The 17,026-nt window shown below is 70.3% G+C and carries 12 protein-coding genes and 1 pseudogene; 8 read left to right on the forward strand and 5 right to left on the reverse strand.

Annotated features, from left to right (window positions below):
* The first annotated feature begins 73 nt into the window (after positions 1-73).
* Complete coding sequence (locus tag HJD23_RS18290) at positions 74-655, forward strand: carbonic anhydrase (RefSeq protein WP_171116323.1); 582 nt, start codon at positions 74-76, stop codon at positions 653-655.
* A gap of 17 nt (positions 656-672) precedes the next feature.
* Complete coding sequence (locus tag HJD23_RS18295; RefSeq protein ID WP_171116325.1) at positions 673-2,151, forward strand: SulP family inorganic anion transporter; 1,479 nt, start codon at positions 673-675, stop codon at positions 2,149-2,151.
* 774 nt (positions 2,152-2,925) lie between these two features.
* On the opposite strand, the gene HJD23_RS18300 is transcribed toward HJD23_RS18295, so the two are convergent.
* Positions 2,926-3,183 (reverse strand): hypothetical protein, encoded by a 258-nt coding sequence (locus tag HJD23_RS18300; RefSeq protein WP_171134041.1) that lies wholly within the window; start codon positions 3,181-3,183, stop codon positions 2,926-2,928.
* A gap of 196 nt (positions 3,184-3,379) precedes the next feature.
* Here HJD23_RS18300 and HJD23_RS18305 point away from each other — a divergent pair, with 196 nt between their 5' ends.
* From HJD23_RS18305 to HJD23_RS43870, 3 genes and pseudogenes are all read left to right on the forward strand, one after another.
* On the forward strand, positions 3,380-3,661 hold the full coding sequence (locus HJD23_RS18305) for a transposase (RefSeq protein ID WP_171133957.1): 282 nt from the start codon (positions 3,380-3,382) through the stop codon (positions 3,659-3,661).
* Positions 3,662-3,674: 13 nt separating this feature from the next.
* A pseudogene (locus tag HJD23_RS43865) lies at positions 3,675-4,211 on the forward strand (IS3 family transposase); the annotation flags it as partial.
* 10 nt (positions 4,212-4,221) lie between these two features.
* Positions 4,222-4,560, forward strand: coding sequence for an integrase core domain-containing protein (locus tag HJD23_RS43870; protein WP_240980985.1), 339 nt, complete (start codon positions 4,222-4,224; stop codon positions 4,558-4,560).
* Between the two features lie 655 nt (positions 4,561-5,215).
* Here the strand turns inward: HJD23_RS43870 and HJD23_RS18315 are convergent.
* Positions 5,216-5,818, reverse strand: coding sequence for a hypothetical protein (locus HJD23_RS18315; protein WP_171109713.1), 603 nt, complete (start codon positions 5,816-5,818; stop codon positions 5,216-5,218).
* Positions 5,819-6,474: 656 nt separating this feature from the next.
* On the opposite strand from HJD23_RS18315, the gene HJD23_RS18320 reads away from it, so the two are divergent.
* Together HJD23_RS18320 and HJD23_RS18325 are read left to right on the forward strand one after the other, a co-directional pair.
* Positions 6,475-7,479 carry a hypothetical protein gene (locus tag HJD23_RS18320; RefSeq protein WP_180687361.1) on the forward strand — a complete coding sequence of 335 codons (1,005 nt, stop codon included), beginning with the start codon at positions 6,475-6,477 and terminating at the stop codon, positions 7,477-7,479.
* Between the two features lie 191 nt (positions 7,480-7,670).
* Entirely contained in the window at positions 7,671-8,021 is a 351-nt protein-coding gene (locus HJD23_RS18325; RefSeq protein WP_171109714.1) for a tetratricopeptide repeat protein, read from the forward strand.
* Here the strand turns inward: HJD23_RS18325 and HJD23_RS18330 are convergent, their stop codons facing one another.
* From HJD23_RS18330 to HJD23_RS18340, 3 genes are all read right to left on the reverse strand, one after another.
* Positions 8,022-8,411 carry a GtrA family protein gene (locus tag HJD23_RS18330; protein ID WP_240980740.1) on the reverse strand — a complete coding sequence of 130 codons (390 nt, stop codon included), beginning with the start codon at positions 8,409-8,411 and terminating at the stop codon, positions 8,022-8,024.
* An 89-nt stretch (positions 8,412-8,500) separates the two neighbouring features.
* Positions 8,501-9,478 (reverse strand): glycosyltransferase family 2 protein, encoded by a 978-nt coding sequence (locus HJD23_RS18335; RefSeq protein WP_171109716.1) that lies wholly within the window; start codon positions 9,476-9,478, stop codon positions 8,501-8,503.
* Between the two features lie 38 nt (positions 9,479-9,516).
* A complete protein-coding gene (locus HJD23_RS18340) occupies positions 9,517-12,228 on the reverse strand; it encodes a YfhO family protein (protein WP_240980741.1) in 2,712 nt (903 codons plus the stop codon).
* A gap of 553 nt (positions 12,229-12,781) precedes the next feature.
* On the opposite strand from HJD23_RS18340, the gene HJD23_RS18345 reads away from it, so the two are divergent.
* Complete coding sequence (locus HJD23_RS18345) at positions 12,782-16,765, forward strand: WD40 repeat domain-containing protein (RefSeq protein WP_171109718.1); 3,984 nt, start codon at positions 12,782-12,784, stop codon at positions 16,763-16,765.
* Positions 16,766-17,026: the final 261 nt, after the last annotated feature.

Raw genomic sequence — 17,026 nt, forward strand, 5'->3', positions numbered from 1 at the left:
GCAGCCCCCCACACACACCTGTCCTGTAAACCCCGACGCGCCTCTACGGCGCGCCAGGAGGAGTCACCACATCATGCAACCCCTCATCGACAACGCCCGTATGTTCGGACAGCGCCCTGAGGAGTTCGCCGGCCTCGCCAAAGGCCAGTCGCCCGAGGTCTTGTTCATCACCTGCGCCGACTCCCGGGTCGTCCCGGCCCTGATCACCGGCGCCCGCCCCGGCCAGCTCTTCGAGCTGCGCACCGCGGGCAACATCGTCCCCCCGTACGCCTTGGAGCACCCCACCAGCGAGGCGGCCACCATCGAGTACGCCGTGGAGGTTCTCGGAGTCCAGCACATCGTGGTCTGCGGCCACTCGCACTGCGGCGCCGTGGGCGCCGTGGTGCGCGGCGACGACCTGAACGCCGTCCCCGCCGTGCGGGACTGGCTCGCGCACGCCGCCGACGAGCCCAAGTGCTCCGACCCCGCCGACCCGACGGTCGCCGAGGCCGTGCAGCACCACGTCCTGACACAGCTGCTGCGACTGCGCTCCTACCCCTGCGTCGAGAAGCGCCTGCAGGCGGGCCAACTCAGCCTGCGCGGCTGGTACTACGAGGTGCACACCGGAGCCGTGCGCGAACACCGCGCGGAGACCGACACGTTCGAGGCGCTGTGAGGGACACCATGACTGTGATGTCGAGGTTCCCTTACCTGCGGCAGGATTTCGCCGCGTCCATCGTCGTCTTCCTGGTCGCCGTGCCGTTGTGCGTCGGCGTGGCGGTCGCCTCCGGTGTCCCGGCCGAACTCGGCCTGGTCACCGGCATCGTGGGCGGCATCGTTACCGGGCTCATGCGCGGCAGCAGCCTTCAGGTGTCCGGCCCGGCCGCCGGCCTGACCGTGCTGGTCTTCGAGGCCGTCAGCGAGTTCGGAGTGGCCGCGCTGGGCGTCATCGTGCTGATCGCCGGGCTGCTCCAGCTCGCCATGGGCTTCCTCAAGATCGGCCGCTGGTTCAGGGCGATATCCGTCGCCGTCGTCGAAGGCATGCTCTGCGGCATCGGCCTGGTGATCATCGCCGGCCAGATCTACGCGGCGGCAGGTCTGAAGGCCCCGGAGACCGGCATCGGCAAGATCGTGGGCCTGCCCGGGGCGTTCGCCGACGCCCTCGGCAGCACCGAGGCCCTGACCTCGCTCGCGATCGGCGTGGGCACCGTCGCCGTCATCGTGCTGTGGAAGAAGCTGCCGAAGGCCGTACAGGCTGTGCCCGGCGCCCTCGCGGCGGTGCTGCTGGCCACGCTCGCCTCGCTCGCCTTCAGCCTGCCGGTCGCCACCGTCGAGGTGGAGGGCCTGCTCGGCGTCATCCAGCCGCCCGGCACCGAAACTTTCGGTGAGCTGGCCAGCCCGGCCATCTGGGGCACCATCATCGCGTTCGCGCTGATCGCATCCGCCGAGTCGCTGTTCAGCGCGGCGGCCGTGGACCGGCTGCACGACGGCCCGCGCACCGAGTACAACAAGGAGATGATCGCCCAAGGCGCGGGCAACACGGTATGTGGTCTGCTCGGTGCACTGCCGATGACCGCGGTGATCGTGCGCAGCTCTGCCAACGTCCAGGCGGGCGCGAAGACCAAGGCGTCGCGTGTGCTGCACGGCGTGTGGCTGCTGCTGTTCGCCGCCGCGCTGCCCTCCGTCCTGGCGCTGATCCCGCTGCCTGCCCTGGCCGGTATCCTGGTGCACGCGGGCTGGAAACTCATCCCGTTCCGCCAGGTCGCGGAGCTGTGGCGGGGGCACAAGGGTGAGGCGCTGATCCTTATCGTCACCGCCGTGTCGATCGTCGCGGTGAACATGTTCGAGGGCGTGCTCATCGGCCTGGCGCTGGCGGTGGTCAAGACCGCCTGGGAGGCATCGCACTTGAAGACCGAGGTCATAGACAAGGGCGCGGGGCCGATCCAGGTGTACCTGTCGGGCAACGCGACGTTCCTGCGGCTGCCGAAGATACTCGACGGCCTGGAGGCCCTTCCGCAGGACCGGCCGATCGAGGTGGACCTGTCCGGGCTTTACCACCTCGACCACGCCTGCCGTACGGCCCTGGAGACCTGGGCCGAGCGACACAGCGCACCCGACACCGACCCGGTGAAGGTCACGTCCGCCGAACCGGTGAAGGCCACGACGCCATGAGGATCTCGTCGTAGGGATCTACCGCCCGGTGGAGGCTCAGTCAAGCCTCCGCCGGGCATATCTGTACCTCCTGGTCATGGGCTACCTGCCCCTCGGCTTGCTTTTCCTACTGACAGAACCCGAGCAGGCGCGCGGAACCGACCGTCACCGCATGACACGGGGCTGGCCCGGCCTTGTCCGCCAGGTGGTCCGGATCCCGATCGCGTACCTCGGCGGCCAGTTCCCGGCTAGGCCAGCCCTACCGCGAACCACGTCCGCGCGAAGCTCAAGGACGACGTCCGCTTCGTACTGGAAGGCAGCCTTGCAACGTTTGCACCGAGTCGGCCATCGTCTACGCCACGGGCAAGATCCCGAGCGTCCTTCGGCCCGCCGGGGTGACGTGCGAAACCTCGAAATGGCGCTGGGCTGCCCGCTCGCGGTCAGCTCAACGAGCCGCGTGCGTGTGCCGCCAACCTGACCATCCGGAGCGTGCGCAAACCTGCTCGAGCAACGCAGTCTGAGTCACCGTAGGAGCAGCAGGGCCGCCGTGGCTTGGGAGAAAGCTGGGAGAAGATCTTCTCCCAAAGCCCCCACAGCACCACCCGAGACCAACCACCACCAACGCTCTGACGTGCGCAAATACCAGCCGCAGCAGGTAGGCAACATGATCGGACCTCATTCGGGACGAAGAGGTCGTGAGTTCCAATCCCGCCACCTTGACCCAGGTCAGAGGCCCATTCGCGTGATCGCGGATGGGCCTCTGGGCGTCTGTACAGCAGCGGAGTACAGCAACCTCTATGACTCTTGCTGGCCGTCCTCGTCCGGCCTCTCTTCCTGCTTGCGCTTCGCCTTCTTCTTCCCCTCCTTCTGCTTGCTGCCGCCCAGGGCGTTGCCCAGCTTCCGGAGCGCCTTCCGCGTCTCCCCCGGGGGCATGCGGAGCGAATCTCGGCCCGGCCGGCGCCCGTGCCGGCCGGGCACAGCAATCAGCCGCTTGCCGTCACAGAAGGGGTACGTCGTGGCTGGGGCGGTCGGCTCCACGGCATTGGAGGACATGGATTCCTGCCGGCTCGGTGATCTCAGGGAGGACTCGATCCAGGTCCTCGATGCAGGCTTGCAAGACGCGGCCGCGCTCCCGGTCGAGAGTGCCGCTGTTGTTCAGCCATGTGAGAACGCAGCCAGCGGTGAAGCTTCCCCTTGATCGTGGACACCTGGAGACTGGGACCTGAGGTTCCAGAGGAAGTAGCACCAGGTGGGAAGCAAGTACACGAAGCGGTACACCGAGGAGTTCAAGCGGGACGCGATCGCGCTCGTCGACTCCTCGGGCAAGACGGTCACTGCGGTGGCCCGGGAACTCGGCATCAGCTCGGAGTCCCTGCGTGGCTGGTACCGCCGGGCCAAGGCGGACCGGGGCGAGGGCGAGCCCGGTGAGCTGACCAGCGCCGAGCGCGAGGAACTCAAGCGGCTGCGCAAGGAGGTCCGCGAACAACAGCAGACGATCGAGATCCTGAAAAAGCGACCGCCTTCTTCGTGAAGGAGAACGACCGGTGAGCGAGCTGTACCGGTTCATCCACACGGAGAAGGCGAACTACCCGGTCGTTCTGCTGTGCCGGGTGCTGAAGGTCGCCCGCTCGTCGTACTACGCGTGGTGTGATGGCGAGGCGGCCCGCCGCGCCCGGGAGGCCGCGAACGACGCGCTCGGGCATGAGATCACGGTGCTGCACATCGCCTCCCGCCATACCTACGGTGTCCCGCGCATTCACGCTGAACTGCGACGCCTGGGGCAGCGGGTGAACCGCAAGCGTGTCGCCCGCGTGATGCGCGAGCGCGACATACGCGGCGTCACACGGCGCAAGCGCCGCTCGCTGACCCGGCCGGATGCGAAGGCGAAGCCGGCCCCGGACCTGATCGGCCGTGACTTCCACGCCGAGCGTCCCGGGATCAAGCTGGTCGGCGACATCACCTACCTGCCCACCGCCGAGGGCTGGCTCTACCTCGCCTGCTGGCTGGACCTGGCCACCCGCGAGGTCGTCGGCTATGCCATGGCCGATCACCACCGAGCCGACCTCGTCGTCGACGCCCTGGACATGGCACATGGCCGGGAACCTGGAGCCGGGATGTGTGATCCACAGCGATCGCGGCAGCGAGTATACCTCGTCCCAATTCCGTTACCGGATAGAGGAGTTGGGACTCCGGCAGAGTTGCGGGCGGACTGGGTCATGTTTCGACAATGCCGCCGCGGAGAGCTTCTGGGCCCTCCTGAAGGAGGAGATCGGCACCCGGACCTGGCCCGACCGGGCGACCGCCCGCGCCGAGGTCTTCACCTTCATCGAGACCTTCTACAACCGCCGCCGTCTGCGCAAGCACAAAATCTTCGGCTACCTCACCCCGGCCGAGACCAGGCAGCGACACCAGCACGCCCTTGCGGCGTAACGATCACGTGTCCGAGATCACGGGGAAACTTCACGATGCTCGCTGCGCATGCGCTCGTCGATGGGCTTGATTCCCCTGCCCTGCGCGAACTGGCCGGCCTGCCGCGCAGGTGCGATGAGGCCGAGATCCGTGAACTGTACGTCCAAGCCCTGCACGAACTCGGTATATCCCTTCCCGACGAAGAGACAGCCGGCCGACGCCTCCTCGTGAGCCTCGCGTTCGGTCTCGCGAAAGGCGAGCTGAGCCCCAAGGACGTGGCCGACCGGCTATCGATGACGGTCGCAGCCCGCACCCGGGAGGAGACACGTTTCCTCTCTGTAGCAGCGGACTACAGCGAATGGATCGGCCCGGACGAGGTCCCGGGATGGGAGAACGATCTGAGAACCGCGGCCCACTTGTTGACCGCCTCCACCGACCTCTGCCCCGGCAGCGGCGTGCCGGGTTCACGGCGCTGGCCTGAATAGCCCGCAGGACGCGCTTCCGTGCCAGACCCGATACTGCGAAAGCCACGGGGAGCCACGAGGAACGGCGGGCACCTGCCCAAGCACGCCCTCAGGTCATGACGTCGCTCCGCAGGTCAGCAAGTCAATCGACCCCATAGAACCCGAGCTTTCCAAGCTGAGCGTCCCTGCCGCCTGTCCACGGTCCCGAGGAGTCAGAGAAGGTCCCGCCAGAAGGGGACCGTTGCTCGCGGGTTCCAGCTCTCATCGACCTCACCCCGTGCCTCGCCGAACTCCTGGTGCACGTAGTCCACCAGGTCCAGCCCGTAATGGATGACGTCGGTCTGCCACATCGAGAGCACCGGATGCCCGAAGCTTCCCCGGCCGGCGGGCAGGTATCGGTGGGCATACACGGGCACCAGCACTGGCGCCTCCGCCAGATGACGCCGCGCCGCGTCCAGTGCCGCCGTCCCGTCGGCCGGACGCTCACCCCAGCCCGCGTACCAGAACCCGTTGTGCTCAACGTCGAGCAAATCACCCTCGACCGGCCAGTCGAGTTGTCGACGCAAGCTGTCCGGATCACCACCGCGCCACTCGGGCCAAGGCCTGGACCAAGTCTGCCCGTCCTCGGGAGGGACGTTGACCGGGAGGCCGGCCGCGAGGAACGCTCGGTGATCATCCGCGAACGCGAAGCCGTACTCGCGCTCAATGCGTAGGAACTCGGCGTCCGTCAGCCCCGGCTCGAATTCATAGAGGCCTGTCTGCGCCAGACGACGTGCGGCCTCCGCACCCAGGCATACTCCCTCACTGCTGATCACCGCCGCACGCTAGCGCCCACCGCAGTCCGCCGTCACCCGAGTTCTGCGCGGGCACCGCCACAGTTGGAAAGCGTGATGGTCGCCGCCGACGCTTTGACGTGCGACGCCACCAGTCGGGGCGGCTGGGTTGAGGTGGTGAACGAGTAAGTGACGGCAGAGGCGACCACGCCCGACACCCCTCGCGGAACGGTGGGTCTCCAGCCCGGGCGGCCCGAAGAGTTACCCATGCGGGCGGCCGCCCGGGAGCAGGGGCGCGTCTTCCAGGCACAGCACGACCAGCACATCACCGAGTACCACACCCACTACCACTCGGCGCTGCGCGGAATCGCCGATGAAGGCCGTCCGGCCCGATTCCGTACGCGTTCCGCTGACGGCTCGCCCCTTGTCCCCATCCGGGACCGCACCGCCATTCGCCGGTCCCTTACGGAGTCCGTGACGGGCGGCCCGGAGGCGGCCGGCACGCATGTCGTGTACGGCAGGCGGTATGCGGTTGTTCGTGAGGTGAGTCCGGCCCTGGAGTGGAGCGGCAGGATGGGGAGAAGTGCACCACCTGCCGGGCCCCGGCAGCGCCGTCCGTCTGAGCGCTGCCGGAGTCGCCTCTCTTACTCCCGCCAGGTTCGCGGGACGCTGGCAAGCCTTTACGGGGAGGAGGCGGGATGAGGCATGTTCCTTTCTTCCGGTGGGTGCTGACGTTAGGGTTCGTGCTCTTCGCCTGTGCGGTGGGGCTGTACGCCGTCGGGTCGGACCTGCCTGAAGCGCGTCAGATCGACCTGACGGTGCTCGACGAGAAGCCCGACGGCTCGTGCAGGGTCCGTTGGATCGACCCGTATCAGAAGCGGGCGAGGGAAGCGTCCTACCAGTGCGATCCTGGCCGGTCCGACCTCCTCAAGGCGCCGCAGTACTCCGACAGTCACGGCCACGGCTGGGAGACCGGGTTCATGCTCACCGAGGGGCCGGAGCGAGGGAATCTGGAGGACCTCGCCACCGAGCAGGACCTCGGCAATGGGGACGTCTTCCTGCTGTTGGGAACGCCGCTCATCGCCCTCGGGCTGATCGGTGGGAATCTCCGAGCCCTCCCCCGGGTCCTTGGGGTGCAGACACGGCTCATCCGCCACGCGTTCGACCTGTCCGAGGCCGCAACGTGGGCGGCCGAGGAGTACGAACGGGCTGTCTCGGCGGTGAGGGAAGCGGAACGCCACGACGTCCTGCCCCAGGGTGCCGACAGTGGCCCCGGTTCCCGGCTGATCACAGCGCTTTGGGTACTGCGGGAGGCGGGCCCGCAGGCGCGCGAGACGGCGGTTCTCGGCCGGAAGCTCGCGAACCAGCTTCACGGGCTGCTGGACGATGCCGCCCCCGCCGCCGGGCTGCGGAGCATGCTGCAGGCCGGCCCGGCAGCCCGGTCAAGCGCCGCACAGGCAGTTGCCGAGCTCCGCCTGCTGCTGGCCGACGCGGAGCGGAACGGCCTGCCCGAGCGCTTCGCGCAGACCTCGGTCGACCTGCTTCGGGGGCAGGACGCCGACTTGGCCGCCCTCGCGGCCGCAACGGACTTCGCACGGGACCCCGCCGCGTACAGACACTTGTTGGCCCAGTTGACAGGGCCCGCGGTCCGTCCGCAGGCGCCCTCTACCCGCAAGGGTCGCTGGTGGCGCCGACGCCGGTGACGGTCCCGCCGGCCACAGCCCTGTGTGCCTTCCTCGTCGTCACCTGGGTCGGGTCCGTCGTCTGCGGCAACAGAGCCACGACAGCGGAGACTTCTCGGCCGCACACGCGGCACGCAGGGAGGACACACGGCCACCGCTCTGTCCACCGGCCAGGGCGCGGGCCGGAGGAACTCCACGGCCCCGACCACCCGTTGAGCCTGGACAGCGCCCATGTCCTGGGCCCCGCCCTCTACCACCCCAACACCGTCGAGAACACCGCCTGCCTGGCGGAATCCATCGGCAAGCAGCAGCGCTGGGAGGAAGCCGAGGCCCTCGCCCGGCCGAACCTGGCCACCAGCGAACGTGCCCTGGGCAGGGTGCACCCCCGCACGCTGGTCAGCCTGATCACCCTTGCCTGGGTGCTGTTCCGCCGTGGCTCGACCGCGGAGGCCGAACAACTGGCGCAATCCGTCACAGAGGGAAACGAACAGCAGTTGGGGCCGTGTCTGGATGGCGAGGGTGCGGCGCGAACGATGAACCACCAACCGCATCCGCCTGGCTGATCACGCCCCGCCCGTTCCCCCCTTCGGCACCATGATCACGCGCGCCACCGCAAAAGTCACCGGCACCGCCGCCAGCGACGCGATGAGGGGGGCCAGGCGGTTTCCGGCGTGCAGGATGTCGACGATCACGTATACGCCTGCCGTGGTGACCACGAAGCTCGTGGCGTTCGTCAAGGGAAAGAGGAGAAACTTTCGCCACGTCGGCCGGGTTCGGTACGTGAAGTGGGTGTTCAGGAAGAACGACCCCGTCATGCTCAGCGCCGTCGCGACGACATGTGCGGCCAGGTAGGGCATGTGGGGCAGGAACAGGAGGTAGAGGCCGTAGTACGTCCCGGTGTTGATGACGCCGATCACGGCGAAGGTCAGGATCTGCCCCGTGACCGGGCGCACCGGGCGTGCGTCCGCAGGGTGCGTAGTCGTCGCGGAAGGGGTACCCGTCAGGGAGTTCGACGTACCCGTCAGGGAATTCGGCGTACTCATCAGGGAATGAGGTCCTTCGTCCTGCCACCCGTGCTGCGTTCCGGCGATCGTTCCACATTCGTCGCCTTCACCAGGAAGTGCGGTCGGCCCTTCACCTCGTAGTAGATCCGGCCCGTGTACTCGCCGATGATCCCCAGCATGATCATCTGCATGCCGGCCGCCGCCGTGACAGCGGTGATGATCGTGACGTAGCCGGGCGTGTCCACGCCGTTGACCAGCGCGGCGATCACGATCCACGCCGTGTACAGGCCCGTGCACAGCAGCAGCCCCATGCCGAGGTAGAGGGCCGCCCGCAGCGGTCTGTTGTTGAAGGAGATCAGGCCGTCCATGCCGTAGTTGAGCAGGCCCCGGAGGGTCCACGAGCTGCGGCCGTGCTCGCGTACGGCGTTCTCGTAGTCGAAGGTCGTGCTCGGGAAGCCCACCCAGGCGAACAGGCCCTTGGAGAAGCGGTTGTACTCCGTGAGGTCCAGGACCGCGTCCACCACCAGGCGGGAGAGCAGGCGGAAGTCGCCGACGCCGTCCACCAGTTCCACGTCCACGAGGCGGTTGACGAGGCGGTAGTAGAGGCGCGCCGTCACCGTGCGGAGCAGCCCGTCGCCGGTCCTCGTGCGCCTCGCGATGACCTGGTCGTGGCCCTCCTCGTGCAGGGCCACCATGCGGTGGATCAGCTCCGGCGGGTGCTGGAGGTCCGCGTCCATGATGATCACGGCGTCGCCGGAGGCGTGGCGCAGTCCGGCGAGCAGGGCCGCCTCCTTGCCGAAGTTGCGGCTGAAGGAGACGTAGCGCACGCGCGCGTCGAGTTCGGCCAGTTGTTTCAGCACGACCAGCGTGCGATCGCGGCTGCCGTCGTCGACGTAGACGAATTCCATGTCGTGGCCCAGCGGCAGCAGTTCCTCCGCGACCTTCTGGACCGTCTCGTGGAAGCGTTCTATGACGTCTTCCTCGTTGAAACAGGGTGCGACGATCGATATCAGCATGGTTTTCCCCCAGGTCTTCTGCGCGCGCTGGTGGCCGGTCACGCGCTCGCGCGCTCGGGTAGTGGAGCCGTCGGTCGGGGTGGTGCGGGGTGGGGCGTGGTACGGCGTCGAAGGCGGCGGTCCCGTACGGCGGTCAGGGCGCCCAGCGCGAGCAGCGTCAGCAGCGACGCCCCGCCCACCGCCGCGCCCAGCCGCAGTCCGGGTGGGTGGAACGTGCAGGTGACGGTCGTGGCGGAGCCGTTCAGGGGTACGGCGATCAGGCCGTAGTACTGCTGCGCGGGTACGGCCGGATCGTCCCCCGTCGCGCAGCGCCAGCCGGCGATCCGCGGGGCCGCGATCACGGCCGTTCCCCTGCTGCCGGGCGGGAGTTCGGCGCGGATCTCGCCGCCGTCGGAGAAGGTCACGTCGGTGGCGCCGGTGGCCGTGAGCCGTTCGACCGCCGTGCGCAGCCGGGCGGTGTCCAGGCAGCCGACCGCGCCGTCGGGGACGACGCCCTCGCGGTCGGGGGACAGTTCGACGCCGAGGCGGCCGGACGCCGGGACCGTGCCGAGTCGCTGCATGGCGGCGATCTTGGTGACGGGGTGGTCCGCCCGGAAGCGGCCCGTCAGGCCGCCGGCCGTGTCGCCGGTGAGGCGCGCGGTGCCCGAGAAGTGCGGCGCCCACAGGTAGACCTCGTCACCCGCGGGGCAGTGGGCCGTGATCGTCGGCCTGTTCCCTTCGGCAGCGCCGCGAGCGGGTATGAGGACGCCCGGACGGTCGTCCGCGCTGCGCCGCGGCGGGGTGCCGTCCGCCGTGCGCACGGTGATGCGGGGGACGGTGTAGACGCGGGTGCCCAGCAGCAGTTCCTGGTTGCGGTACGGCGACGGGCCGAAGTCGGCGACCGTCCCGCGCGCGTCCGTCGGCCGTACCGTGACCAGCGGCGGCACCTGCTGCCGGGACACGCTCAGCGTGCCGCCCTCGTTCCGGAACCACCTCTGGTGCGGGTCCGGCGGTGAGTGCACGCGTGCGCCGACGGAGAAGATCACGTCGGTGACGGCGTTGTCGAGGCTCTGGACGTTCCGGCCGCGCGAGGTCCAGCCGTCCCCGAGGGCGGTGAGGGTGCGGCTGAGGACGTCGGAGGTGAGGCTGCTGTAGTACTGGGCGCCCTGCCCGCCGACCATCAGCGGGTCGTTGCCGACGGTCTGCTCCCGGCCCGGGTCGGTGCGGTACCGGGGCCAGCCGTCGGCCTCGGCGATCGCCTCCGCCTGCCGGTCCTGCCGCGCTCCCCAGGGCGCGTAGTCGTCCATGTGACCGAGGCGCAGCCGACTGGCCACGGCGGACGTCGCGGTGGCCTCGCCGAGCTGCGTACCGACGAGCAGCAGCGCGGCCAGGGCGGGCAGTACGACACGGCCCCTGGCGGTCAGGTGAGAGCCCCGGGCCTGCCGGACCGCGAGCAGCGCCAGCCCGGCCACCGTCCCCAGCACGGCCGTGAAGAACACCGGCCAGGCGAACGGCCGTATCAGGTAACTCCCGCTCGCCACGACCGCGATGAGAGCCAGCAGCCCGCCCGCGGCAGTCAGCGCCCGCCATCCGGGCACCCCGTACGCCAGCGCGTGCCACGCCGCGATCACCAGCAGCGCGCACAGCACGAACGTCTGCCGGTACGGACTGCCCTGCGGCGTCGCGAAGGCGTGCCACAGCAGATGCGTCGGCCCCCACTGCAACGACAGGGCGACGGCGACCACCAGCAGCGTCCAGCCGAACCGCACCCGCCGGGGCACCGCCGGGTGGAAGGGCAGGGCGAGGGCGAGCAGCAGCGCGGTGACGCCGACGTACAGGGCCGGGGAGCTGAAGCCGTACGTCGCCGGCAGCAGCCGCGCCAGTACGTCCTCCGTCGGCACCGGCACGAACTCCCGGACGCGGCCGGGGTAGGCGTGCCGGGTGCCGAAGTACACGACCGTCACCAGCGGCGCGGCCAGGCCCACCCCGAGGCCGACGGTCAGCACCGCCCGGCCCGCCGCGCGGAGCTTGTGCCGCAGGGTGCCGTCGGTGAGCGACAGCCGCAGCAGCAGCACCAGACCGGCGGCGAGAGTGGCCATGTACGCCGTGTAGAAGTTGGCGATCCAGGCGACCGCCACGATCAGCACACCGAGCGCCTGACGCAACCGGCACCCCCGGTTCCGCTCCCGCCCCCGCTCCGACCCCCGGTCCCGCTCCCCGTCCTGCTCCCGCTCCCGCCCCCGCAGCGTCCACTCACCGACCATGCACAGCAGCGGCAGAGCGAGGAGGCCGTCGAGCCACATCGTGTTGTACGAGGCACTCGCCAGCGTCCAGCCGCACAGGGCGTACGACGTGCCGAGCAGGCCCGCCGCCCACCAGCGGCCGGGGCGCAGGGCGAGCAGCAGCCAGGCCATCGCGGCGGCCGCCGACGCCACCTTGAGCACGGTGATGACGTACACCGCGAGGTCGATCTCGTCCCGCGGGAACACCGCGACCAGCAGGGCGAACGGGCTGCTGACGTACGTACCGAGGTCGGGCAGGAAGCTGGAGCCGTAGCCGGACTGCCAGTTGACCAGGAGGCCGCCGTCGGCCCTGCCGTGCAGCAGGTCCCAGAGGTGGGCGTGGAACGGGACGTACTGGTTGCCCAGGTCGTTGACGTTCCGGGTGTCGGGGCCGAAGGGGTAGGTGCGGGCGACGGCGTCGGCGGCGCAGAACGCGGTGACGGTGAGGACCGCGGCGAGCAGGGCGGCGGCAGGCCTGGGCTGTTTCACACCCTGTCCCTGTCCGGGCGGCACCAGCGGTTTCCGTGACCCACGCCACGTCCGTGCGAACAGACCATTCCGGCAGTCCTCCTGGGGAAGTGGCACGCGTCGCATTTCGTCCGGTGTTGCGGCTCCCGCGCGCCCTCGTTCGCCGGTTTAGATGATTACCGGATCCCCATGGTTGTGCCTCGAACGGAATTACCGGGCGAGAAAACGAATATGAAGGCAGCCATTCCGGTTTCAGAAGAAATTCCGGTGAAATTGGTTATCGCCAGGTGAACGAAGGGCGTCATTCCAGCAACGCAAGCCGCCCCGGACGCGTTCTCCCGGGGCGGCTTGGGTAGGAGCCGGACATGATCTTGGCCAACCTTGAGCAACGTCGTTCGGCACCGGTCCCTCCCACGTGGAGACCGGTGCCGAACGACGCGCGCAGCGGAGCTCAGCCTCCCATCCAGGGCTCGCGACGAGGAGGGTTCCGGCGTCCGGACGACCGCGAATCCGCAGGTCAGCCATATAGAGTGGGTTTTCCGGTCCGGATGGCGAGGTGCGGCGGAAGTAAGGGGTGGAGACCTTGGGTTCGGGCTCAGGGGCACGCACAGCCTTCGCGGAGCGTCTCGCGCTGCTGTACAAGGAGGCCGGCAACCCTCCCCTGAAGAGCGTGTCCGAGGCCGTCGTACGACTGAAACGGGTGGACGAACGGGGGCGGCCCGTACGGGTCTCCGCGCAGCGGATCAGCGACTGGCGCCGGGCGAAGAACGTACCGGCGCACTTCGCGGCGCTCGCGGCCGTGCTGCACGTACTCATTCCGCAGGCCCGGCGGGCCCGGCCCGTGCCGGTGTCCGCCGGTCTGTACGACATGGGCCAGTGGCAGCGCCTCTGGGAGCGTGCGGTCGGCGGGGCGGCGGACCCGGAAGAGGAGGAGGGGCCTCCGGCCGAGGGAGGTCCGTCCGTTCCGGGCGGTGTGTGCCCGTATCGGGGGCTGGCCTCCTACCGCCCGGAGGACGCGCGCTGGTTTTTCGGGCGGGAGCGCAGTACGGACGCCCTGGTCGCCCAACTGCGGGCGGCGGAGCGGACGGGCGGGCTGGTCATGCTCGTCGGGGCCTCAGGGGCGGGGAAGTCCTCGCTGCTGAACGCCGGTCTGGTGCCGGCCCTGCGCGGCGGCCAGGGCCGGGAGGTGGTGCAGCTGGTGCCGGGGGCCGACCCGCTCGCGGAGCTGACCCGCCGTATCCCCGGGCTCGCGCCGGTCGTCACGCAGGAGGAGCCCGGCACCCCCGGATTCGCGGACGCCGTACGGGAGGCCGTCACGGCGTGGGCGCCGGGTGAGACCCGGCCGGTCGTCATCGTCGACCAGTTCGAGGAGACCTTCACCCTCTGCTCCGACGAGGCCGACCGGCGTACCTTCATCCGGCTCCTGCACGCCGCGGCCTCCCCCGCCGGTCCCGACGAACCGGCCCCCGTGCTCGTCGTCCTCGGCGTCCGCGCCGACTTCTACGAGCAGTGCCTCGGCCATCCGGAGCTGGCCGACGCCCTGCAGCACCGGCACATGGTGCTCGGCCCGCTCACCACCGCGGAGCTGCGCGAGGCGGTGACCGGCCCCGCCAAGGCCGTGGGCCTGGAGCTGGAGCCGGGGCTGGCGGAGCTGATCGTCCGGGAGGTGAGCTCCGACGGACCGCGCGGTGGGGGTACCTCCCACGCCTTTCGGGCAGTGGGGGACCACGACGCGGGCGCGCTGCCGCTGCTGTCGCACGCCCTGCTCGCCACCTGGCAGCGGCGCAAGGCGGGCCGGCTGACGCTGGCCGGATACCGCGCGGCGGGCGGCATCCAGGGGGCGGTGGCGGCGACCGCCGAGCGGGCCTGGTCCCGGCTGGACCCGGCGGCGCGGACGGCCGCGCGGCTGCTGCTGCTCCGGCTGGTCCGGCTGGGCGAGGACACCCAGGCGACCCGGCGGCGCGGGACGCGACGGCAGCTGGCGGAGGAGTCGACCGACCCCGGCAAGACGGAGGAGTCGCTCGAAGAGCTGGTGCGCGCCCGGCTGGTGACGCTCGACGCGGAGACCGTGGAGATCACCCACGAGGCGCTGCTGCACGCCTGGCCCCGGCTGCGCGACTGGATCGACGAGGACCGCGGCGGCAACCTGCTGCGCCAGCGGCTTGAGGAGGACAGCCGGGCCTGGGAGGCGACCCACCGCGACACGTCCTTGCTGTACCGGGGTTCCCGGCTGGAGCAGGCGCACACCTGGGCGCGGTCCGCCGGTGACACCTTCCTGACCCGCAGCGCGGTCGACTTCCTGGCCGCCTCGGTCCGGCTGCGCCGACGCACGGTGTGGATCAGCCGGGGCGCGGTGGCGGCGCTGGTCGTGCTGGCGGTGCTGGCGGTCGGGTCGGCGGTGGTCGCGTGGCAGCAGCGGGACGACGCGGTGTTCGAGCAGGTGCTCGCCGAGGCCGACCGCGTCCAGTACACCGACCCGTCGCTGTCCGCCCAACTCGACCTGGTCGCCCACCGCCTCCGCCCCGACGACGAGGGCACGAACAACCGGCTGGTGTCGATCGTCAACGCACCGCTGGCCACCCCGCTGCTCGGCCACACCGGCGCCGTCTACCTCACGACGTTCAGCCCCGACGGCAAGCTCCTGGCCACCGCGAGCTACGACCGCACGGTCCGCCTGTGGAACGTGGCGGACCCGCAGCGCCCCAAGCCCCTCGGCAAGCCCCTCGTCGCGCACACCAGCTGGGTGAGCACCGCCGTCTTCAGCCCCGACGGCACCACCCTCGCCAGCGCCTCCGACGACGGCACGGTCCGGCTGTGGGACGTACGCGACCCCCGTCACCCGCGTCCGCTCGGCGCGCCGCTGACCGGCCACGACGGCACGGTCTATCTGCTCGACTTCAGCCCGGACGGCCGTACGCTCGCCGCCGCCACCGAGGACCACGTCGTACGGCTGTGGAACGTGGCCGACCCGGCCCGCCCGACCCCGCTCGGCGCGCTCACCGGCCACACCGCCGCCGTGCGCTCGGTCGCCTTCAGCCCCGACGGGCGGACCCTGGCGTCCGGCGGCGACGACACCACCGTCCGGCTGTGGGACCTGACCGACCGGCGGCACCCCGAGCCGATCGGCGGCCCGCTGACCGGCCACCGGGCCCTGATCCACTCCGTCGCCTTCAGCCCCGACGGCCGCACCCTCGCCAGCGGCAGCTCCGACGACACCGTCCAGCTCTGGAACGTGACCGACGTACGGGACGCGGCTCCGCTCGGCGCCCCGCTCACCGGGCACACCGGGCCCGTGTGGTCGGTGGCCTTCAGCCCGGACGGCTCCCTGCTCGCCGTCGCCAGCGCGGACAGCTCGGCGAGCCTGTGGAACGTCAGCAACCCGGCGTTCCCCTCCCGGGTCGGCGAGCCGCTCGCGGGCAGCAGCGGCGAGATGTACGCCCTCGGCTTCAGCCCCGACGGCCGTACGCTCGCCACCGGCACCGGCGACACCAAGGTCCGGTTGTGGTCGATACCGAGGTCGGACATGGTCGGCCGGATCGGGGCGTTCCGCCCGGACGGGCGGGTGCTCGCCACGGCCGCCCGCGACCAGCGGATCCGGCTGTGGGACGTACGGGCGCCCAAGCGGCCGGTGCTGCTGAGCGAGCCGTTCCTGCCCGCCGAAGGCGACGTCCGTTCGGTGGTCTTCGCGCCCGACGGGCGCACTCTCGCGGTGCTGACCGGCAGTCACGCGATGCAGCTGTGGAACGTCACCGACCCGTCCCGGCCGGTCGCCTACGGTCCGCCCGTGGAACTGCGCAACCGCTACGCCGGCCCCGACGCGCTGGCGTACAGCCCCGACGGGCACACCCTGGCCACCGCCTACGACGACCGCACGATCCAGCTGTGGAACGTCGACGACCCGTCGCACCCCCGCCGACTGGGCGCACCGCTGACCGGCCACACCGGCTACGTCCTCTCCCTCGCCTTCAGCCCCGACGGCCGCACCCTGGCCAGCGGCAGCGCCGACACCACGATCCGCCTGTGGAACGTGACCGACCCCCGGCACGTCACCCCGCTCGGCACCCCGCTCCGCGGCCACCTCGGCCCCGTCAACGCGCTCGCGTACAGCCCCGACGGCCGCACGCTCGCCAGCGGCAGCGACGACAACACGGTCGGCCTGTGGGGCGTCACCGACCCGCTCGAGGCCACCCGGCTCGGCCCGAACCTCACCGGCCACACCGAGGCGATCGTGTCCCTGACGTTCCGCCGGGACGGTCACACGCTGGCCAGCAGCGGCAACGACGACACGGTCCGCCTCTGGGACGTCAGCCGCCCGTCCACCGCGAAGCCCATCGGGCAGTCGCTGAGCCCCAACGCCAAGACCGGCAATTTCCTGTCCTTCAGCCCCAACAGCCGCCTGCTCGGGGTGTCGAGCGGCGCCGGGACCGTACGGCTGTGGGATCTGAACGTCGACGACGCGGTAAGGCACATTTGTTCGACAACTCAGGGTGTGCTGACGCCGGAAAAATGGCACGAGTACCTGCCGCGGCTGTCCTACGAGCCGCCCTGCCCACAGTGATCCGCGTCACAGCACCTCGACGCACCTCATCAGTCGGCTCCCGCGCCGCCATCCGCCTTGTTACTCTTGGCCACAGCCCGATCGCTGGTGCATCCCCCGTCGCCAGCGATCGGGCGTTTTCGTTCGCCGGCACCCCGCACGAATGGCGAGGCATTCTTCGATACGGCGCCACGGGTGGGCGTATTGCGGCGCGACCGCACCGCAATTTGACAAAGTCCCGTCCCGATTTCCGATACAGCCCGGCCCGGTCGGCAAGACCTC

The organism is Streptomyces sp. Z423-1, assembly GCF_013009255.1.
In the GTDB taxonomy this organism is placed as follows: Bacteria; Actinomycetota; Actinomycetes; order Streptomycetales; family Streptomycetaceae; genus Streptomyces; species Streptomyces gossypiisoli.

Bases quoted from the DNA above. Each gene is read 5' to 3' on its own strand.
- HJD23_RS18290 (WP_171116323.1), top strand. From the start codon at position 74: ATGCAACCCCTCATCGACAACGCCCGTATGTTCGGACAGCGCCCTGAG.
- HJD23_RS18295 (WP_171116325.1), top strand. From the start codon at position 673: ATGTCGAGGTTCCCTTACCTGCGGCAGGATTTCGCCGCGTCCATCGTC.
- HJD23_RS18300 (WP_171134041.1), bottom strand. From the start codon at position 3,183: ATGTCCTCCAATGCCGTGGAGCCGACCGCCCCAGCCACGACGTACCCC.
- HJD23_RS43870 (WP_240980985.1), top strand. From the start codon at position 4,222: ATGGCCGGGAACCTGGAGCCGGGATGTGTGATCCACAGCGATCGCGGC.
- HJD23_RS18320 (WP_180687361.1), top strand. From the start codon at position 6,475: ATGAGGCATGTTCCTTTCTTCCGGTGGGTGCTGACGTTAGGGTTCGTG.
- HJD23_RS18335 (WP_171109716.1), bottom strand. From the start codon at position 9,478: ATGCTGATATCGATCGTCGCACCCTGTTTCAACGAGGAAGACGTCATA.